Annotated in this window: 15 protein-coding genes; 3 read left to right on the top strand and 12 right to left on the bottom strand. The window is 67.4% G+C overall.

The window, feature by feature from the left end; genetic code table 11:
* Window positions 1-33: 33 nt before the first annotated feature.
* From L3N39_RS11985 to msrB, 3 genes are read right to left on the bottom strand one after another with little or no spacing between them, the layout of a single operon-like run.
* Entirely contained in the window at window positions 34-924 is an 891-nt protein-coding gene (locus L3N39_RS11985) for an ATP-binding protein (protein WP_237257568.1), read from the bottom strand.
* Window positions 925-968: 44 nt separating this feature from the next.
* Window positions 969-1451 carry a glutathione peroxidase gene (locus tag L3N39_RS11980; RefSeq protein ID WP_237257567.1) on the bottom strand — a complete coding sequence of 161 codons (483 nt, stop codon included), beginning with the start codon at window positions 1449-1451 and terminating at the stop codon, window positions 969-971.
* 15 nt (window positions 1452-1466) lie between these two features.
* Entirely contained in the window at window positions 1467-1865 is a 399-nt protein-coding gene (msrB, locus tag L3N39_RS11975) for a peptide-methionine (R)-S-oxide reductase MsrB (protein ID WP_237257566.1), read from the bottom strand.
* A gap of 186 nt (window positions 1866-2051) precedes the next feature.
* On the opposite strand from msrB, the gene L3N39_RS11970 reads away from it, so the two are divergent.
* The 3 genes from L3N39_RS11970 (at window position 2052) to htpX (ending at window position 4683) form a co-directional block, all read left to right on the top strand.
* Window positions 2052-3263: a pyridoxal phosphate-dependent aminotransferase gene (locus L3N39_RS11970; protein WP_237257565.1), complete on the top strand. Its 1212-nt coding sequence runs from the start codon at window positions 2052-2054 to the stop codon at window positions 3261-3263.
* A gap of 5 nt (window positions 3264-3268) precedes the next feature.
* Window positions 3269-3730: a hypothetical protein gene (locus L3N39_RS11965; protein ID WP_237257564.1), complete on the top strand. Its 462-nt coding sequence runs from the start codon at window positions 3269-3271 to the stop codon at window positions 3728-3730.
* Window positions 3731-3810: 80 nt separating this feature from the next.
* Window positions 3811-4683, top strand: a complete 873-nt coding sequence (htpX, locus tag L3N39_RS11960) for a protease HtpX (RefSeq protein ID WP_237257563.1) — start codon at window positions 3811-3813, stop codon at window positions 4681-4683.
* A gap of 63 nt (window positions 4684-4746) precedes the next feature.
* Here the strand turns inward: htpX and L3N39_RS11955 are convergent, their stop codons facing one another.
* From L3N39_RS11955 to L3N39_RS11915, 9 genes are all read right to left on the bottom strand, one after another.
* On the bottom strand, window positions 4747-5403 hold the full coding sequence (locus L3N39_RS11955; protein ID WP_237257562.1) for a thiopurine S-methyltransferase: 657 nt from the start codon (window positions 5401-5403) through the stop codon (window positions 4747-4749).
* Between the two features lie 56 nt (window positions 5404-5459).
* Window positions 5460-6818 carry a sigma-54-dependent transcriptional regulator gene (locus L3N39_RS11950; RefSeq protein WP_237257830.1) on the bottom strand — a complete coding sequence of 453 codons (1359 nt, stop codon included), beginning with the start codon at window positions 6816-6818 and terminating at the stop codon, window positions 5460-5462.
* 4 nt (window positions 6819-6822) lie between these two features.
* Entirely contained in the window at window positions 6823-8007 is a 1185-nt protein-coding gene (locus L3N39_RS11945; protein WP_237257561.1) for a sensor histidine kinase, read from the bottom strand.
* A gap of 111 nt (window positions 8008-8118) precedes the next feature.
* A complete protein-coding gene (locus L3N39_RS11940) occupies window positions 8119-9585 on the bottom strand; it encodes a sigma-54 dependent transcriptional regulator (protein ID WP_237257560.1) in 1467 nt (488 codons plus the stop codon).
* 383 nt (window positions 9586-9968) lie between these two features.
* The gene (locus L3N39_RS11935) at window positions 9969-10265 is read right to left on the bottom strand and encodes a flagellar protein FliT (protein ID WP_237257559.1); all 297 of its coding nucleotides are present in this window, start codon (window positions 10263-10265) and stop codon (window positions 9969-9971) included.
* 124 nt (window positions 10266-10389) lie between these two features.
* Window positions 10390-10812, bottom strand: coding sequence for a hypothetical protein (locus tag L3N39_RS11930; protein WP_237257828.1), 423 nt, complete (start codon window positions 10810-10812; stop codon window positions 10390-10392).
* A 26-nt stretch (window positions 10813-10838) separates the two neighbouring features.
* The gene (gene ccmI, locus L3N39_RS11925; RefSeq protein ID WP_237257558.1) at window positions 10839-12053 is read right to left on the bottom strand and encodes a c-type cytochrome biogenesis protein CcmI; all 1215 of its coding nucleotides are present in this window, start codon (window positions 12051-12053) and stop codon (window positions 10839-10841) included.
* Window positions 12050-12517: a cytochrome c-type biogenesis protein gene (locus L3N39_RS11920; RefSeq protein WP_237257827.1), complete on the bottom strand. Its 468-nt coding sequence runs from the start codon at window positions 12515-12517 to the stop codon at window positions 12050-12052. The genes ccmI and L3N39_RS11920 overlap by 4 nt, the downstream gene beginning before the upstream one ends.
* A complete protein-coding gene (locus L3N39_RS11915; RefSeq protein ID WP_237257557.1) occupies window positions 12517-13050 on the bottom strand; it encodes a DsbE family thiol:disulfide interchange protein in 534 nt (177 codons plus the stop codon). Before L3N39_RS11915 ends, L3N39_RS11920 begins: the two co-directional genes overlap by 1 nt.

Genomic DNA, 13050 nt, shown 5'->3' with positions numbered 1-13050 from the left:
GGAGCACGCCGCGTCGCGACCGGCGGCGCGGCGTCAGCGGGCAGACGCGAGCAGCTGCCTGCCGACCCATTGCCGGGCGAACTGGTAGGCGCAGCGTCCGTTGCGATTGCCGCGGGCGGTCGCCCAGCGGATCGCCTCCTTCTCCAGCGCCTCGTCCCACGCCCATTGCAGCGACACCCGGACCGACTGCACGTCGATCCAGTGACGGACTACATCCAGGTAATGCGGCTGGCTGAACGGATAGAACGACAGCCACAGGCCGAACCGGTCGGACAGCGCGATCCTGTCCTCGACGGCCTCGTCGGGGTGCAGCTCGCCGTCGACCATCTGCCAGTTCTCGTTGTCGCTCTGGCGCTCGGGCACCAGGTGGCGACGATTGGAGGTGGCGTACAGCAGCACGTTCTCCGGAGCACGCTCCAGCGAGCCGTCCAGCACGCTCTTGAGCACCCGGTAGTCGCCCTCACCGGCCTCGAACGACAGGTCGTCGCAGAACAGGATGAAGGCGAAACGCTCGCGAGCGAGGGTCTCGACCACGCGCGGCAGGTCGGCCAGGTGGTCGCGCTCGATCTCCACCAGGCGCAGGCCGTCAGCCGCGTAGCTGGCCAGCAGCGCGCGGATCAGCGACGACTTGCCGGTGCCGCGCGCGCCCCACAGCAGCGTGTGGTTGGCCGGCAGGCCGGCAACGAACTGGCGCGTGTTGGCCTCGAGCAGCTCGCGCTGGCGATCGACGCCGATCAGGTCGGCCAGCGACAGGTCCAGGCTCATCTGCAACGGGCTCAGGTAGCCGCCCTGCCCGCTGCGATGCCAGCGCGCCGCCAGCGTCTGGCTCCAGTCGAGCGCCGGCGCCGCCGCCGGCAACAGCGGTTCGACCCGTGCCAGCAGTGCCTCGGCACGTTGCAGGAAGGCTTTCAGTTCGGCATCCATCCGATCACTCCGGCTTGATTCGGGAATGACGCGCACCAGGCGCGTCAGAGGTACTTTTCGATTTCCGCGGCCAGTGCCTCGGGTGCGGTACGCGAGGAAAAGCGCAGCACGGTGCGCCCCTGGTCGGCCACCAGGAACTTGGTGAAATTCCACTTGATCGCCTTGCTGCCGAGCAAGCCCGGCGCACGCTTCTTCAGCTCGACGAACAGCGGATGCGCATCGCTGCCGTTGACCTCGACCTTGGCGAACAACGGAAAGCTGACACCGAAGCGGCGCTCGCAGAACGCGGCGATCTCCGGCTCGGCGTCCGGCTCCTGGGCACCGAACTGGTTGCAGGGAAAGCCGAGCACCACCAGCCCGCGCTCGCGGTAACTCCGCCAGAGCTGCTCGAGCCCCTTGTATTGCGGGGTAAAGCCGCACTGGCTGGCGGTGTTGACGATCAGCAGGACCTTGGCCGGATAGTCCGCCAGCGTGCGGTTGGCGCCGTCGATGGTGACGCAGGGCAGGTCGAAAAGCGCATCGTGCATGATGTCCCCCGGCCGTCAGGCCTCGCGTGGCTCCAATTGGAGGGCGGCGGAATTGATGCAGTAGCGCAGCCCGGTCGGCGCCGGGCCGTCGGGAAACACATGGCCCAGATGCGCGGCGCAACGGGCGCAGCGCACCTCGGTGCGGTGCATGCCGTGGCTGAAGTCGTCCAACTCGCTGACCGCCGACGCGTTGACCGGTGCCGAGTAGCTCGGCCAGCCACAGCCGGAATCGAACTTGCTCGACGAATCGAACAAGGGCTCGCCGCAGCAGACGCAGCGATAGGTGCCGGGGGTCTTGGTGTCGTTGTAGCGACCGGTGAAGGGACGCTCGGTGGCGCCCAGGCGGCAGATGCGGAACTGCTCGTCGGAGAGCTCGGCGCGCCAGACCTCGAGCGGCTTGTCCAGCTTTTCCATCGATACACCTCGTCTGTGGAAAAAAGCCCGATCTGTACCTTTTCCGTCCATCGGGCCACACGTATGATGCGTTCCTTCTTCGACGCCTAGTCTGGCAGCGGGGTTTCACGCTGCCAAGGCGCCCGGGTTCAACCAGCGCGGCCCCGTCCGGATCAGGCGCGCGTCACTTCGGGACATTCTGGAATCATGCAGGTCAGCAAATCGAACAAGCTCGCCAATGTCTGCTACGACATTCGCGGGCCGGTGCTCAAGCACGCCAAACGCCTGGAAGAGGAAGGCCATCGCATCCTCAAGCTGAACATCGGCAACCCGGCGCCGTTCGGTTTCGAGGCCCCCGAGGAGATTCTCCAGGACGTCATCCGCAACCTGCCGACCGCCCAGGGCTACAGCGACTCCAAAGGCCTGTTCAGCGCCCGCAAGGCGATCATGCAGTACTACCAGCAGAAGCAGGTCGAAGGCGTCGGCATCGAGGACATCTACCTCGGTAACGGCGTGTCCGAGCTGATCGTCATGTCCATGCAGGCGCTGCTGAACAACGGCGACGAAGTGCTGATCCCGGCCCCGGACTACCCGCTGTGGACCGCCGCCGTGAGCCTGGCCGGCGGCAAGCCGGTGCACTACCTGTGCGACGAGCAGGCCAACTGGTGGCCGGACCTGCAGGACATGAAGGCCAAGATCACGCCCAACACCAAGGCTCTGGTGCTGATCAACCCGAACAACCCGACCGGCGCGGTATATCCGAAGGAAGTGCTCGAGGGCATGGTCGAGCTGGCGCGCCAGCACCGCCTGGTGATCTTCTCCGACGAGATCTACGACAAGATCCTCTACGATGACGCCGTGCACGTTTCCACCGCCTCGCTGGCGCCGGACGTGCTCTGCCTGACCTTCAACGGCTTGTCCAAGTCCTACCGCGTGGCGGGTTTCCGCTCCGGCTGGGTGGCTATCTCCGGCCCGAAGCAGAAGGCGCAGAGCTACATCGAAGGCCTGGATATCCTCGCCAACATGCGCCTGTGCGCCAACGTGCCGGCGCAGCATGCGATCCAGACCGCACTGGGCGGCTACCAGAGCATCAACGACCTGGTGCTGCCGCCCGGCCGCCTGCTCGAGCAGCGCAATCGCAGCTGGGAACTGCTCAACGACATCCCCGGCGTCAGCTGCGTCAAGCCGATGGGCGCGCTCTACGCGTTCCCGCGCATCGACCCGAAGATCTGTCCGATCCACAACGACGAGAAGTTTGTCCTCGACCTGCTGCTCTCGGAGAAGCTGCTGGTCGTCCAGGGCACCGCCTTCAACTGGCCGTGGCCGGACCATTTCCGTGTCGTCACCCTGCCGCGGGTCGACGACCTGGAGCAGGCCATCGGCCGCATCGGCAACTTCCTGCGGACCTACCAGCAGTAGCCGGCATGGACCTGCACATCGACGACTTCTACCGCGATGCGGCCGCAGGCCTGCTGGCGCTCTACCAGGCCTTTCCGCGCAAGATCGCGCTCTACGTGGAAGACCTGATCGGCCGCGAGGAGCCGGACGAATTCGGCCTGCCGAGCAAGCGCCACCAGGGCTGCCTCGGCGCGCTGCTGTGGCTGGCCGACGAAGGCTACCTGCGCTTCGAGACGACCATCCGCTTCGAGGCGCTCGACCAGGCCGTGCTCAGCGAAAAGGGCTTCCTGCGCCTGACCAGCCCCGTTCCCGGCGCTGCCCACGACGCCCTGCTGCCGGCCAGCGTCAGCCGCGTCAACGGCAGCCTGGCGCACCAGTTGCGCCAGGCCCTCAGGGATAGCGACAGCGAGCGGATCGCCGCGCTGTCGCGCTGGTTGTTTCGCCCTGCCGCCGCGTCTGGCTCGGCCCCGGCAAGCGACATAGCTTGAAATAGTCGCTCGGTTGAATCGCCCCGGACCGGGCCTTATATAGCCTATCGTTCTCTCTTTCCGCTGGAGTCAGCCGCAACATGATGCGCATTTTCCTGTTCCTGGCCACCAACCTCGCGGTGCTGCTGATCGCCAGCATCACCCTGAAGGTTCTCGGGGTCGACCGCTACACCGGCCAGAATTACGGCAGCCTGCTGGTGTTTTGCGCCGTGTTCGGCTTCGCCGGCTCGCTCGTCTCGCTGTTCATCTCCAAGTGGATGGCCAAGATGAGCACCCGCACCGAGATCATCAGCCAGCCGCGCACCCGCCACGAGCAGTGGCTGCTGCAGACCGTCGAGCAACTGTCGCGCGAGGCCGGCATCAAGATGCCGGAGGTCGGCATCTTCCCCGCCTACGAGGCGAACGCCTTCGCCACCGGCTGGAATCGCAACGATGCGCTGGTCGCCGTGAGCCAGGGCCTGCTCGAGCGCTTCTCGCCGGACGAGGTGCGCGCCGTGCTCGCTCACGAAATCGGCCACGTGGCCAACGGCGACATGGTGACGCTGGCGCTGATTCAGGGCGTGGTGAACACCTTCGTGATGTTCTTCGCGCGCATCTTCGGCAACTTCGTCGACAAGGCCATCCTGAAGAACGAGGAAGGCCAGGGTATCGGCTACTTCGTCGCGACCATCTTCGCCGAACTGGTGCTCGGCATTCTCGCCAGCATCATCGTCATGTGGTTCTCGCGCAAACGTGAATACCGCGCCGACGAAGCCGGCGCCCAGCTGGCCGGCACCCAAGCCATGATCGGCGCCCTGCGCCGGCTGCAGGTGGAACAGGGCGTGCCGGTGCAGATGCCCGACAGCATGAAGGCATTCGGCATCAACGGTGCGCTCAAGCACGGCATGGCCGGCCTGTTCATGACCCACCCGTCGCTGGACGACCGCATCGAGGCACTGCGCCAGCGCGGCTGATCACCGGCTGCACGCAAAAGGGCGACGCGAGTCGCCCTTTTTGTTTAACCGACGCGGCACCGCTCACCGCCGCTCCAGCCGATAGACGCACTCCTCGAGCCTGCCGAGCCCGCGCTCGAGGAACTTGCGGTTCTGCTGCAACACATCCTCACGCAGCAACCGGGTGATCTGCCAGCCGGGGCCGTAGAGACTCGACACTTCCGCCTCGGCGACGCAGAACGGCGGCCCGTCCATCTGCTCCTGCGGATACTCGATGGTAATCAGCAGCTGCCGGGCCGGCGCTTGCAGCAGCTCGCCGAGGTGTCCGGCATAGCGCGCGCGGGCATCAGGCGGCAGGGCAATCAGCGCGGCGCGGTCGTAGACCGCCGTGCAGCCGGCAACCTGCTCGGCTGTCAGGGCGAAGATATCGCCACAGAGGATTTCCAGCGCACCGGCGCGAAAGCGCAGGAAGGCACCCGCGGGCTCGACCTCGGGCACCAGCCCCTGCTCGTCGAAGAAGGCGCGCACGGCCTTTTCGCTGAGCTCGACGCCGAGCACCGCAAAGCCCTGACTGAGCAGCCAGGCCATGTCCAGCGACTTGCCGCACAGCGGCACCAGCACCCGTGCCCCGTCAGGCAACCCGAGCGACGACCAGTAGCGCAGCAGGTAGGGGTTGACCTCGCTCAGGTGAAAGCCGATTTCGTTGCGCGACCAGCGCTCATGCCAGAAAGCCTCGTTCACAAGCCGATCTCCAGATGTCGAGTCGCGCAAGCGTATCACCGGCCAGGGAAACGGGCTCAGCCGAACAGCTCGCCCTCGACGTCCAGCCCGGCGTCGCGCATCTGCGCCAGCTTGTAGCGCAGGGTGCGCGGGCTGATGCCCAGGCGCTCGGCCGCCTCCTTGCGCCGCCCGCGTTCGGCGCGCAGGGTATCGATGATCAGCTGGTACTCGCGCCGTCGCAGGTCATCGCCCAGCGGGCTCGCCGGCGCGGCGGCGACCGCTTCGGCAGCGGCAGGCTCCGGCACGAGCGGCGCGCGCCCGAGGAATAGGTCGGCCGCCTCGATCACGCCATCCTGCTGCAGGATCAGCGCACGCTGGATGGCGTTGTCCAGCTCGCGCACGTTGCCGGGCCAGTCGTGCTCGACCAGGCTGCGGCCGGCCTGTTCCGACAACCGCACCCGCTCCAGCCCCTGGCGCGCCGCATGCCGGGCCAGCAGCCGCTCGGCCAGCGGCAGGATGTCGCCGCGCCGCTCGCGCAGCGGCGGCCAGCTCAGCGGGAACACCGAGAGCCGATAGAAAAGATCCTCACGAAACCGGCCGGCGGCGACTTCCGCCTGGATGTCGCGGTTGGTGGTGGCCAGGATGCGGATATCCAGCAGCACCGGCTGGCGTCCGCCGACCCGCTCCACCTCGCGCTCCTGCAGCACACGCAGCAGCTTGGCCTGCAGCGCCAGCGGCATCTCGGAGATTTCGTCCAGCAGCAGGGTGCCGCCGTTGGCCTGCTCGAACTTACCCGGCTGCGCGGTGAGCGCACCGGTGAAGGCGCCCTTCTCGTGGCCGAACAGGGTGGCCTCGAGCATGGTGTCCGGGATCGCCGCACAGTTGATCGCCACGAACGGCCGCTCGGCGCGCGACGAGCGCTCATGGACATAACGCGCCAGCACCTCCTTGCCGGTGCCCGACTCCCCGGAAATCAGCACCGTCGAATCGCTGCGCGCCACCCGCTCGGCGAGCGCCAGCAGGCGCAGGCTGGCGGGCTCGCGTGCGACCGGGCCGGTATCGGCCGGCGACCGGACGCCAGCACCGGCATGACGGGCAATCAGCGCCAGCAGCCGAGCCGGCTCGAAGGGTTTGACCAGATAGTCCAGCGCACCCTGGCGCATGGCTTCGACCGCCTTTTCCACCTCGGCGAAGGCAGTCATCAGGATCACCGGCAGCCCGGGATGCTGGCGGCGCAAGCTGCACAGCAGGCCGTGGCCATCCATGCCCGGCATGTTCACATCGCTGACCACCAGCGTGAAACGCTGGGTATCGAGCGCTGCCAGCGCCGCCTCGGCACTGGCGACCGGGTGGTAATCGTAGCCGGCGAGCTCGAGAGTATCGCCGAGCGCCTCGCGCAACGCCGCGTCGTCCTCGACCAGCAGGATGCGGACCATGGCCTCAGCGCTCATCACGCACCTGCGTGAACAACAGCGGCAGGCGGAGCTGGACGCAGGTACCGCGGCCAAGCCGCGAACGCAGCCGCAGGCTGCCGTGATGCGCTCGGACGACCGCCATGGCCACGGCCAGGCCAAGCCCGGTTCCGGCCGCACGGGTGGTGAAGAAGGGCTCGCCCAGCCGCGCCAGTACAGCCGGCTCGATACCCGGGCCGTTGTCACTGATGCACAGGCGCAGCTCGTCGCCGCGGCGATAGGCATGCACCTTCAGACGGGCCTGCTCGCCGGCGGCCTGCCGGGCATTCTCCAGCAGGTTGCAGATCGCACCGACCAGGGTTTCGCGGTTGCACAACAGCTCGCCGGCACCGGCGTCGCACTGCCAGCGCAGCTGGCAGCCCTCGACCAGCGGTTCGCCGGCCTCGCGCAGGGCGTCGAACAGCTCGGCCGGGCCCAGGCGGTCGCCGAGCGGCAGGTCGCCGCGGGCAAACACCAGCATGTCACGCACCTGGCGCTCCATGTCGCCCAGGCGCGCCTTGAGGCGCTCGGCGAAACGTCGCTGCTGCTCGTCGGACAGGCCACCTTGCTGCAGATGGCTGGCATACAGCAGCGCCGCGGACAGCGGCGTACGCACCTGGTGCGCCAGGGACGCGACCATCCGCCCCAGCGAGGAAAGGCGCTGATGACGCGACAGCTGGTCCTGCAGGCGCCGGGTTTCGGTGAGGTCCGTCAGCAGGACCAGCTGGCCTGGCTCGTCGCCCAGCGATCGGGTGGCGATGGACAGGCGGCGGCCGTCGCGCAGGGAAACCTCATGGCCATCGTCACCGCGCGGCGCGAAGCAGCGGGCGATGACCTCGCGCCAGAGCCGGCCCACCAGCTCGCCGCCGAGCAGCTCGTGGGCGGCCGGGTTGGCCTCGTCGATCACGCCCTGGCCGTCGATGACCACCACGCCGCCGGGCAGCAGGTCGAGCAGGTATTGGTGCCGCTGCGCCAGGCGGGCCTTCTCGGCGATATCCTGGCGGCGCTGTGCGCTGGCGGCCTCGAGCTGGCCGGTCAGCTCGGCGACCCGCGCCTCGACCTGGCCGTAGGAAATGTCGAGCTGCCGCGACAGGCGTGCCAGCTCTTCCAGCGCCTGTTCAGGCGGCGTGGCGCTCGGGGGATGGGCAACTGCGTGGCTGGCGGCTGTGGTCACGGCTCCGCTCGGCTCCGTCAAAGAAATGGAACGTCCGGGAACCTGGAGCAATGTTCGTGCCTTGCCGGCCGCAGGCAGCGGGGTGACCGGCGAACGGTCACCTGCAGAGGATCATTCGGCTGCTTCGTCTTCGCGCCGGTTCATGCCGTACTTGCGCATCTTCTCCACCAGCGTGGTGCGCCGGATGCGCAGCCGCTCGGCGGCGCGCGCCACGACTCCGCCGGCATCCTCCAGCGCCTGGTGGATCAGGCCCTGCTCGAGGTTGCCGAGGTACTCCTTGAGGTCCAGCCCCTCGGCCGGCAGCATCGCGTGGGCATCGGCGACGGCCATCGGCGCGTTGATCGCCGCGCGCTCTTCGAGGTCGTCCTGCATGGCGCTGGCGTACTGCTCGTCGTCATCGTCGACATGGCGGAACTTCTTCGGCAGCTCCATGACGCCGATGACCCCGTACGGATGCATGATCGCCATGCGCTCGACCAGGTTGGCCAGCTCGCGGATGTTGCCCGGCCAGTCGTGGCGGCACAGCGACATGATCGCCGCCGAGTTGAAGCGGATCGAACCGCGCTTCTCGTGCTCCATGCGCGAGATCAGCTCGTTGAGCAACAGCGGAATGTCTTCCACGCGCTCGCGCAATGGCGCCATCTCGATGGGGAAGACATTGAGGCGGTAGTAGAGGTCCTCGCGGAAGGTCCCCTCCTCGATCATCTTCTCCAGGTCCTTGTGGGTCGCCGCGATGATCCGCACGTCGGCCTGCTGGGTGCGGTTGCTGCCGACGCGCTCGAAGGTGCGCTCCTGCAGCACGCGCAGCAGCTTGACCTGCATCGGCAGCGGCATGTCGCCGATCTCGTCGAGGAACAGCGTGCCGCCCTCGGCCAGCTCGAAGCGCCCTGCCCGGGCAGTGATCGCGCCGGTGAAGGCGCCCTTCTCGTGGCCGAACAGCTCGCTTTCCAGCAGCTCGGCCGGTATCGCGCCGCAGTTGACCGGCACGAACGGCGCCTGGCGGCGCTTGGAATGGTAGTGAAGGTTGCGTGCGACCACTTCCTTGCCGGTACCGGACTCGCCGAGGATCAGCACGCTGGCATCGGTATCGGCAACCTGCTGCATCATCTGCCGCACATGCTGCACAGCGCGGCTGGTGCCGACCAGGCTGCGGAACAGGTTGGTCTCGCGCTGCCGACCGCGGCCCTTGGCCTGGGTCATCTCGCGATAGATCTGCGCCCGATGCAGCGAGTCGAGCAGCTTGTTGTAACTCGGCGGCATTTCCAGGCTCGTCAGCACCCGGCGCCGCGCCTCTTCAGGCCATTCCGCGGGCGCCGGCTCGCCGAGCAGGACCAGCGGCAGTTGCTCGTCCCATTGCGCCAGCTGCTTGAGCAGTTCGGCGGCACCACCGCGGGCGTCGACCTGGCCGACCAGCGCGGCGAGGATGCCGCTGGTCGACTCCAGCTCGCCAACCACGTTGCGCCAGTCGGCGCTCGAACAGGTCAGGTGGTCCTCGCTGAGAAAGCTCAGGATGACGGTCATATCGCGCCGACGATCACAGTCATCGTCTATCAACAAAATCTTGGTATCACGCCACATCTTGTTTATAGGGCCCTGATTTCTGGGAGGATGCCTGCGCTCGAATCCCTGAGGACGATCACCATCGGCAGCGAGCCGCTAGTTAATTAGAAAAAGAGAACCGAGTCAAATTACTGACAGACCACTTCGGCTAAAGGTGTAGATGTGCACAGCAGATGAGTGAGCGGCAGCGCTGATCGTGCAGCTATCGCGCAAAGCCGGACCAGGTTGCAAACCAGTCAAAATTACAGCGATTAAGACCACGAATTGCAGGGATATTGCACGCGCGGCGCACCCTCTCTAACTAGGTCGCCGCCAGGGGCAGGAAAGTTCCGTCATGTCTGGGCCAGGGCCCGCAGGCTGGAGTGCGACATTGCGCCGCGAGGGGAAACGCTATCGGCGTTTCAGCCGAACAACTGATAGACCTTGGCGCCCTGCTTGGACTGGTTGAGCTGCAGCAGTTCGGCGGCGATCCGCCGCTGCTCGCTCTGGCAGCTGCCGACCAGGTCGCGGTACAGATCGAGCAACGCCTGCATGCTCTGGCGTACCAGCGCCTCGTCGCGCTGCGGCTCGTGCATGGCTTGCTCGACGGCCAGCCGGCACTCGCGATCGAGCATGCTGATCGCCGCCCAGTCCTGGTTCGCCAGCGCACTGCGCAAGGCGCTGCCGGTTTCCTCGAGACGTTTGACGCAAGCATTCATGACGATCGACTCCGATGCACTCAGTGGCTGGGCCGCGCTCGGTAGCGAGCGCGGACACTTTCCTTATCGGCATCACCGGGCGCGGCTTTAGCGGCAGATGGGCCGAACGTGCCAGCCGGCGCGCTCAACGGTGGCCGCGCAATCCGGGCGGTACGCTCGGCGGCGCCACCGGCTCCCAGGGACCATCGGGGCGGCCGGCGCAGAACCAGTCGCCATCCCAGCGATAGTAGAGACGGTCGCGGTAGAACAGCTCGGTGCCCTCGACCACGTAGACGCCAAGGCGATTGTCCCAGTGGGCGCTGCCGTAAGGCGGCGGCGCATAGCGTGGGTGGCTGCGCTGCACGCTGGGCGCGCGCGGTGCCTGCGGGGTCTGGATCGGCGGAGGTGCGATGACCGGGCCGCTGGGAGCGCTGCGCGGGATCGGCCGGGACGGCTCGGGCGCCGGTCGATGATCATAGGGTGTTCCGGCACAGGCGCTCAGCAGCAGCGCCATCCCCGCGATCGCCCCGCCCCGCCCCAGCCAGGCGGCTTTCCTTTGCTTGCCCATGATGCTCACCACGCGCGTCTTGCGCCTCATTGCCCCTCGGGACTGTCGATGACCAGACGGATGTCGCCCGCCTGCGCAGTCGGTTTCAGCACTTCGCTCTGACCGATCCACTGCCCTTTGGTTGCATTGCCTTCGCGCGAGATCCGCGCGGTCAGCTGGACCTCGGCATAATTCGACAGCTTGAGCTGCGGCATCATCGCGTCGGCATCGCCCAAGGTCAGTTCGGCCGGCAGATCGGCCACGCGGATACGCTTGACCGCCAGCGGAATCGCCGGGCCGGAGACCGCACGCGCAAAGACGAACACGCTGTCCTCGGCGCTGACCTTGTCCGCCAGCTCGGTCGCCAGCCGGACCTGCACCTTCAACTGAACCGCCTCCGCCGGCGCGGCCGCGGGCTTGGCCGCCGTCGCCGGACCCGCATCGCCGAGTTCCTGGCGGGCGCGGGCGATGCCACCCTGGATCGCCTCGCGGGACGGGTCCTGCTCCGGCAGGGTAGCGACCAGCCGCTCCCAGAAGCCGATGGCATCGGCGTAACGCTTCTCTTCGAAGGCCGCGATACCGAGCAGGCCGAGGGTAGTGACGTCGTTCGGGTCGCCACGGAGCGCCTCGTCGGCCAGTGCCTGCAATTCGTCGTTCCACTGGCGCTCGCCGGCGAAGTAACGGGCCTGGGCCAGCTGCCCGAGCAGCTCCGGCTGGCGCCCGGCCAGCGCGATCACCCGTTCGAAGGCCCTGGCCGAGTCGGCCGGGCGTTCCTGGCTCATGTAGGCACGCCCAAGGAAGTACCAGCCTTCGGCCGAATCCGGCTGCGCCTCGACCGCCTGCTCGAGGCGCGTCACCATTTCCTCCATCGAGCGCGGCTGCTCGGCGAACTGGCGAGCCAACTGCAGCTTGTCGCTGGCGCCCCAATGCAGGTACAGGCCGTAGCCGAGCAGCGGCACCAGCAAGGCGGCGACCAGCGGCACGCCACGCCCGAGCCGGCCGCTGCGCCGCGGCTCGGCATCCTCGGTATCGCTCAGCAGCTCGCGTGCGGCATCGGCCTTGCCGGCCTGGTACTGCGCCTCGGTGAGCATGCCGGCGTCGTGCTGGCTCGCCAGCTCGGCCAGGCGCTCCTGGTAGAGGGCGACGTTGAGCGCGGTGCGGTCCTCTTCCGCCTGGACCCTGCGTCCCCGCAGGATGGGCAGCAGCAGGATGGCGAGGGCCGCCAGCAGCAGGAGGCCGGCAGCTATCCAGAAATCGATCATGGTTCTTTCTTGTCCAGCAGGGAGGCCAGGCGCTCGCGCTCGGCTTCGGTGAGGGTTTGGGCGGCGGGCGCGCTATCCACGCGACGGCGGCGCAGGATGACGAAGATCAGCACGCCGAAGCCGAGCACCAGCAGCGCCGCGGGGCCGTACCAGAGCAGCAGGGTCGTGCGGGTCACCGGTGGGCGGTAGCGGACGAAGTCACCGTAGCGCGCGACCAGGTAGTCGACGATCTGCTCGTTGCTCTGGCCCTCCTCCAGCATGCGGAAGATTTCCTTGCGCAGATCCATGGCGATCGGCGCGTTGGAGTCGGCGATGTTCTGGTTCTGGCACTTCGGGCAGCGCAGTTCCTCGGTCAGGGTGCGATAGCGCTCGCGCTCGGCCTCGTCGCGAAACTCGTAGGTATCGATCGAGGCGTGGACGGCCAGACTCAGCAGCAGGCCAAGGGTCGCAACCAGCGAGCGCATCATTTCTCGTCCACCAGCGCCTGGTACAGCGGTGCCAGCTGCTCGCGCCAGACGCGCTCGTCGATCACCCCGACGAATTTGTGGCGGATCACCCCCTGGCGGTCGATGAGGAAGGTCTCAGGCGCGCCATAGACGCCGAGGTCGAGCCCCAGCGAGCCCTGCTCGTCACGGATGTCGAGCTGGTAGGGATTGTGGAATTCGCGCAGCCATTTCAGCGCCGCCGCGTTGTCGTCCTTGTAGTTGACGCCGTGGATCACCACACCCTGCTCGGCCAGCGCGTTGAGCACCGGATGCTCGACCTTGCAGGCGACGCACCAGGTCGCCCAGACGTTGAGCAGTGCCGGCTTGCCCTTGAGATCGTCCTGGGTCAACAGGCGCTGCTCGTCGTCGACCGACGGCAGCGAGAAGGCCGGCACGGGCTTGCCGATCAGGGCCGATGGCAGCTCCGACGGATCGAGGAACAGCCCGCGGTAGAGGAACACCGCCACCACCAGGAAGATCGCCAGCGGCAGCAACAGCAACAGTCGTCTCAC

It is taken from the genome of Pseudomonas oligotrophica, assembly GCF_021726475.1.
In the GTDB taxonomy this organism is placed as follows: Bacteria; Pseudomonadota; Gammaproteobacteria; order Pseudomonadales; family Pseudomonadaceae; genus Stutzerimonas; species Stutzerimonas oligotrophica.
This window is presented reverse-complemented; position numbering and strand designations above follow the sequence as displayed.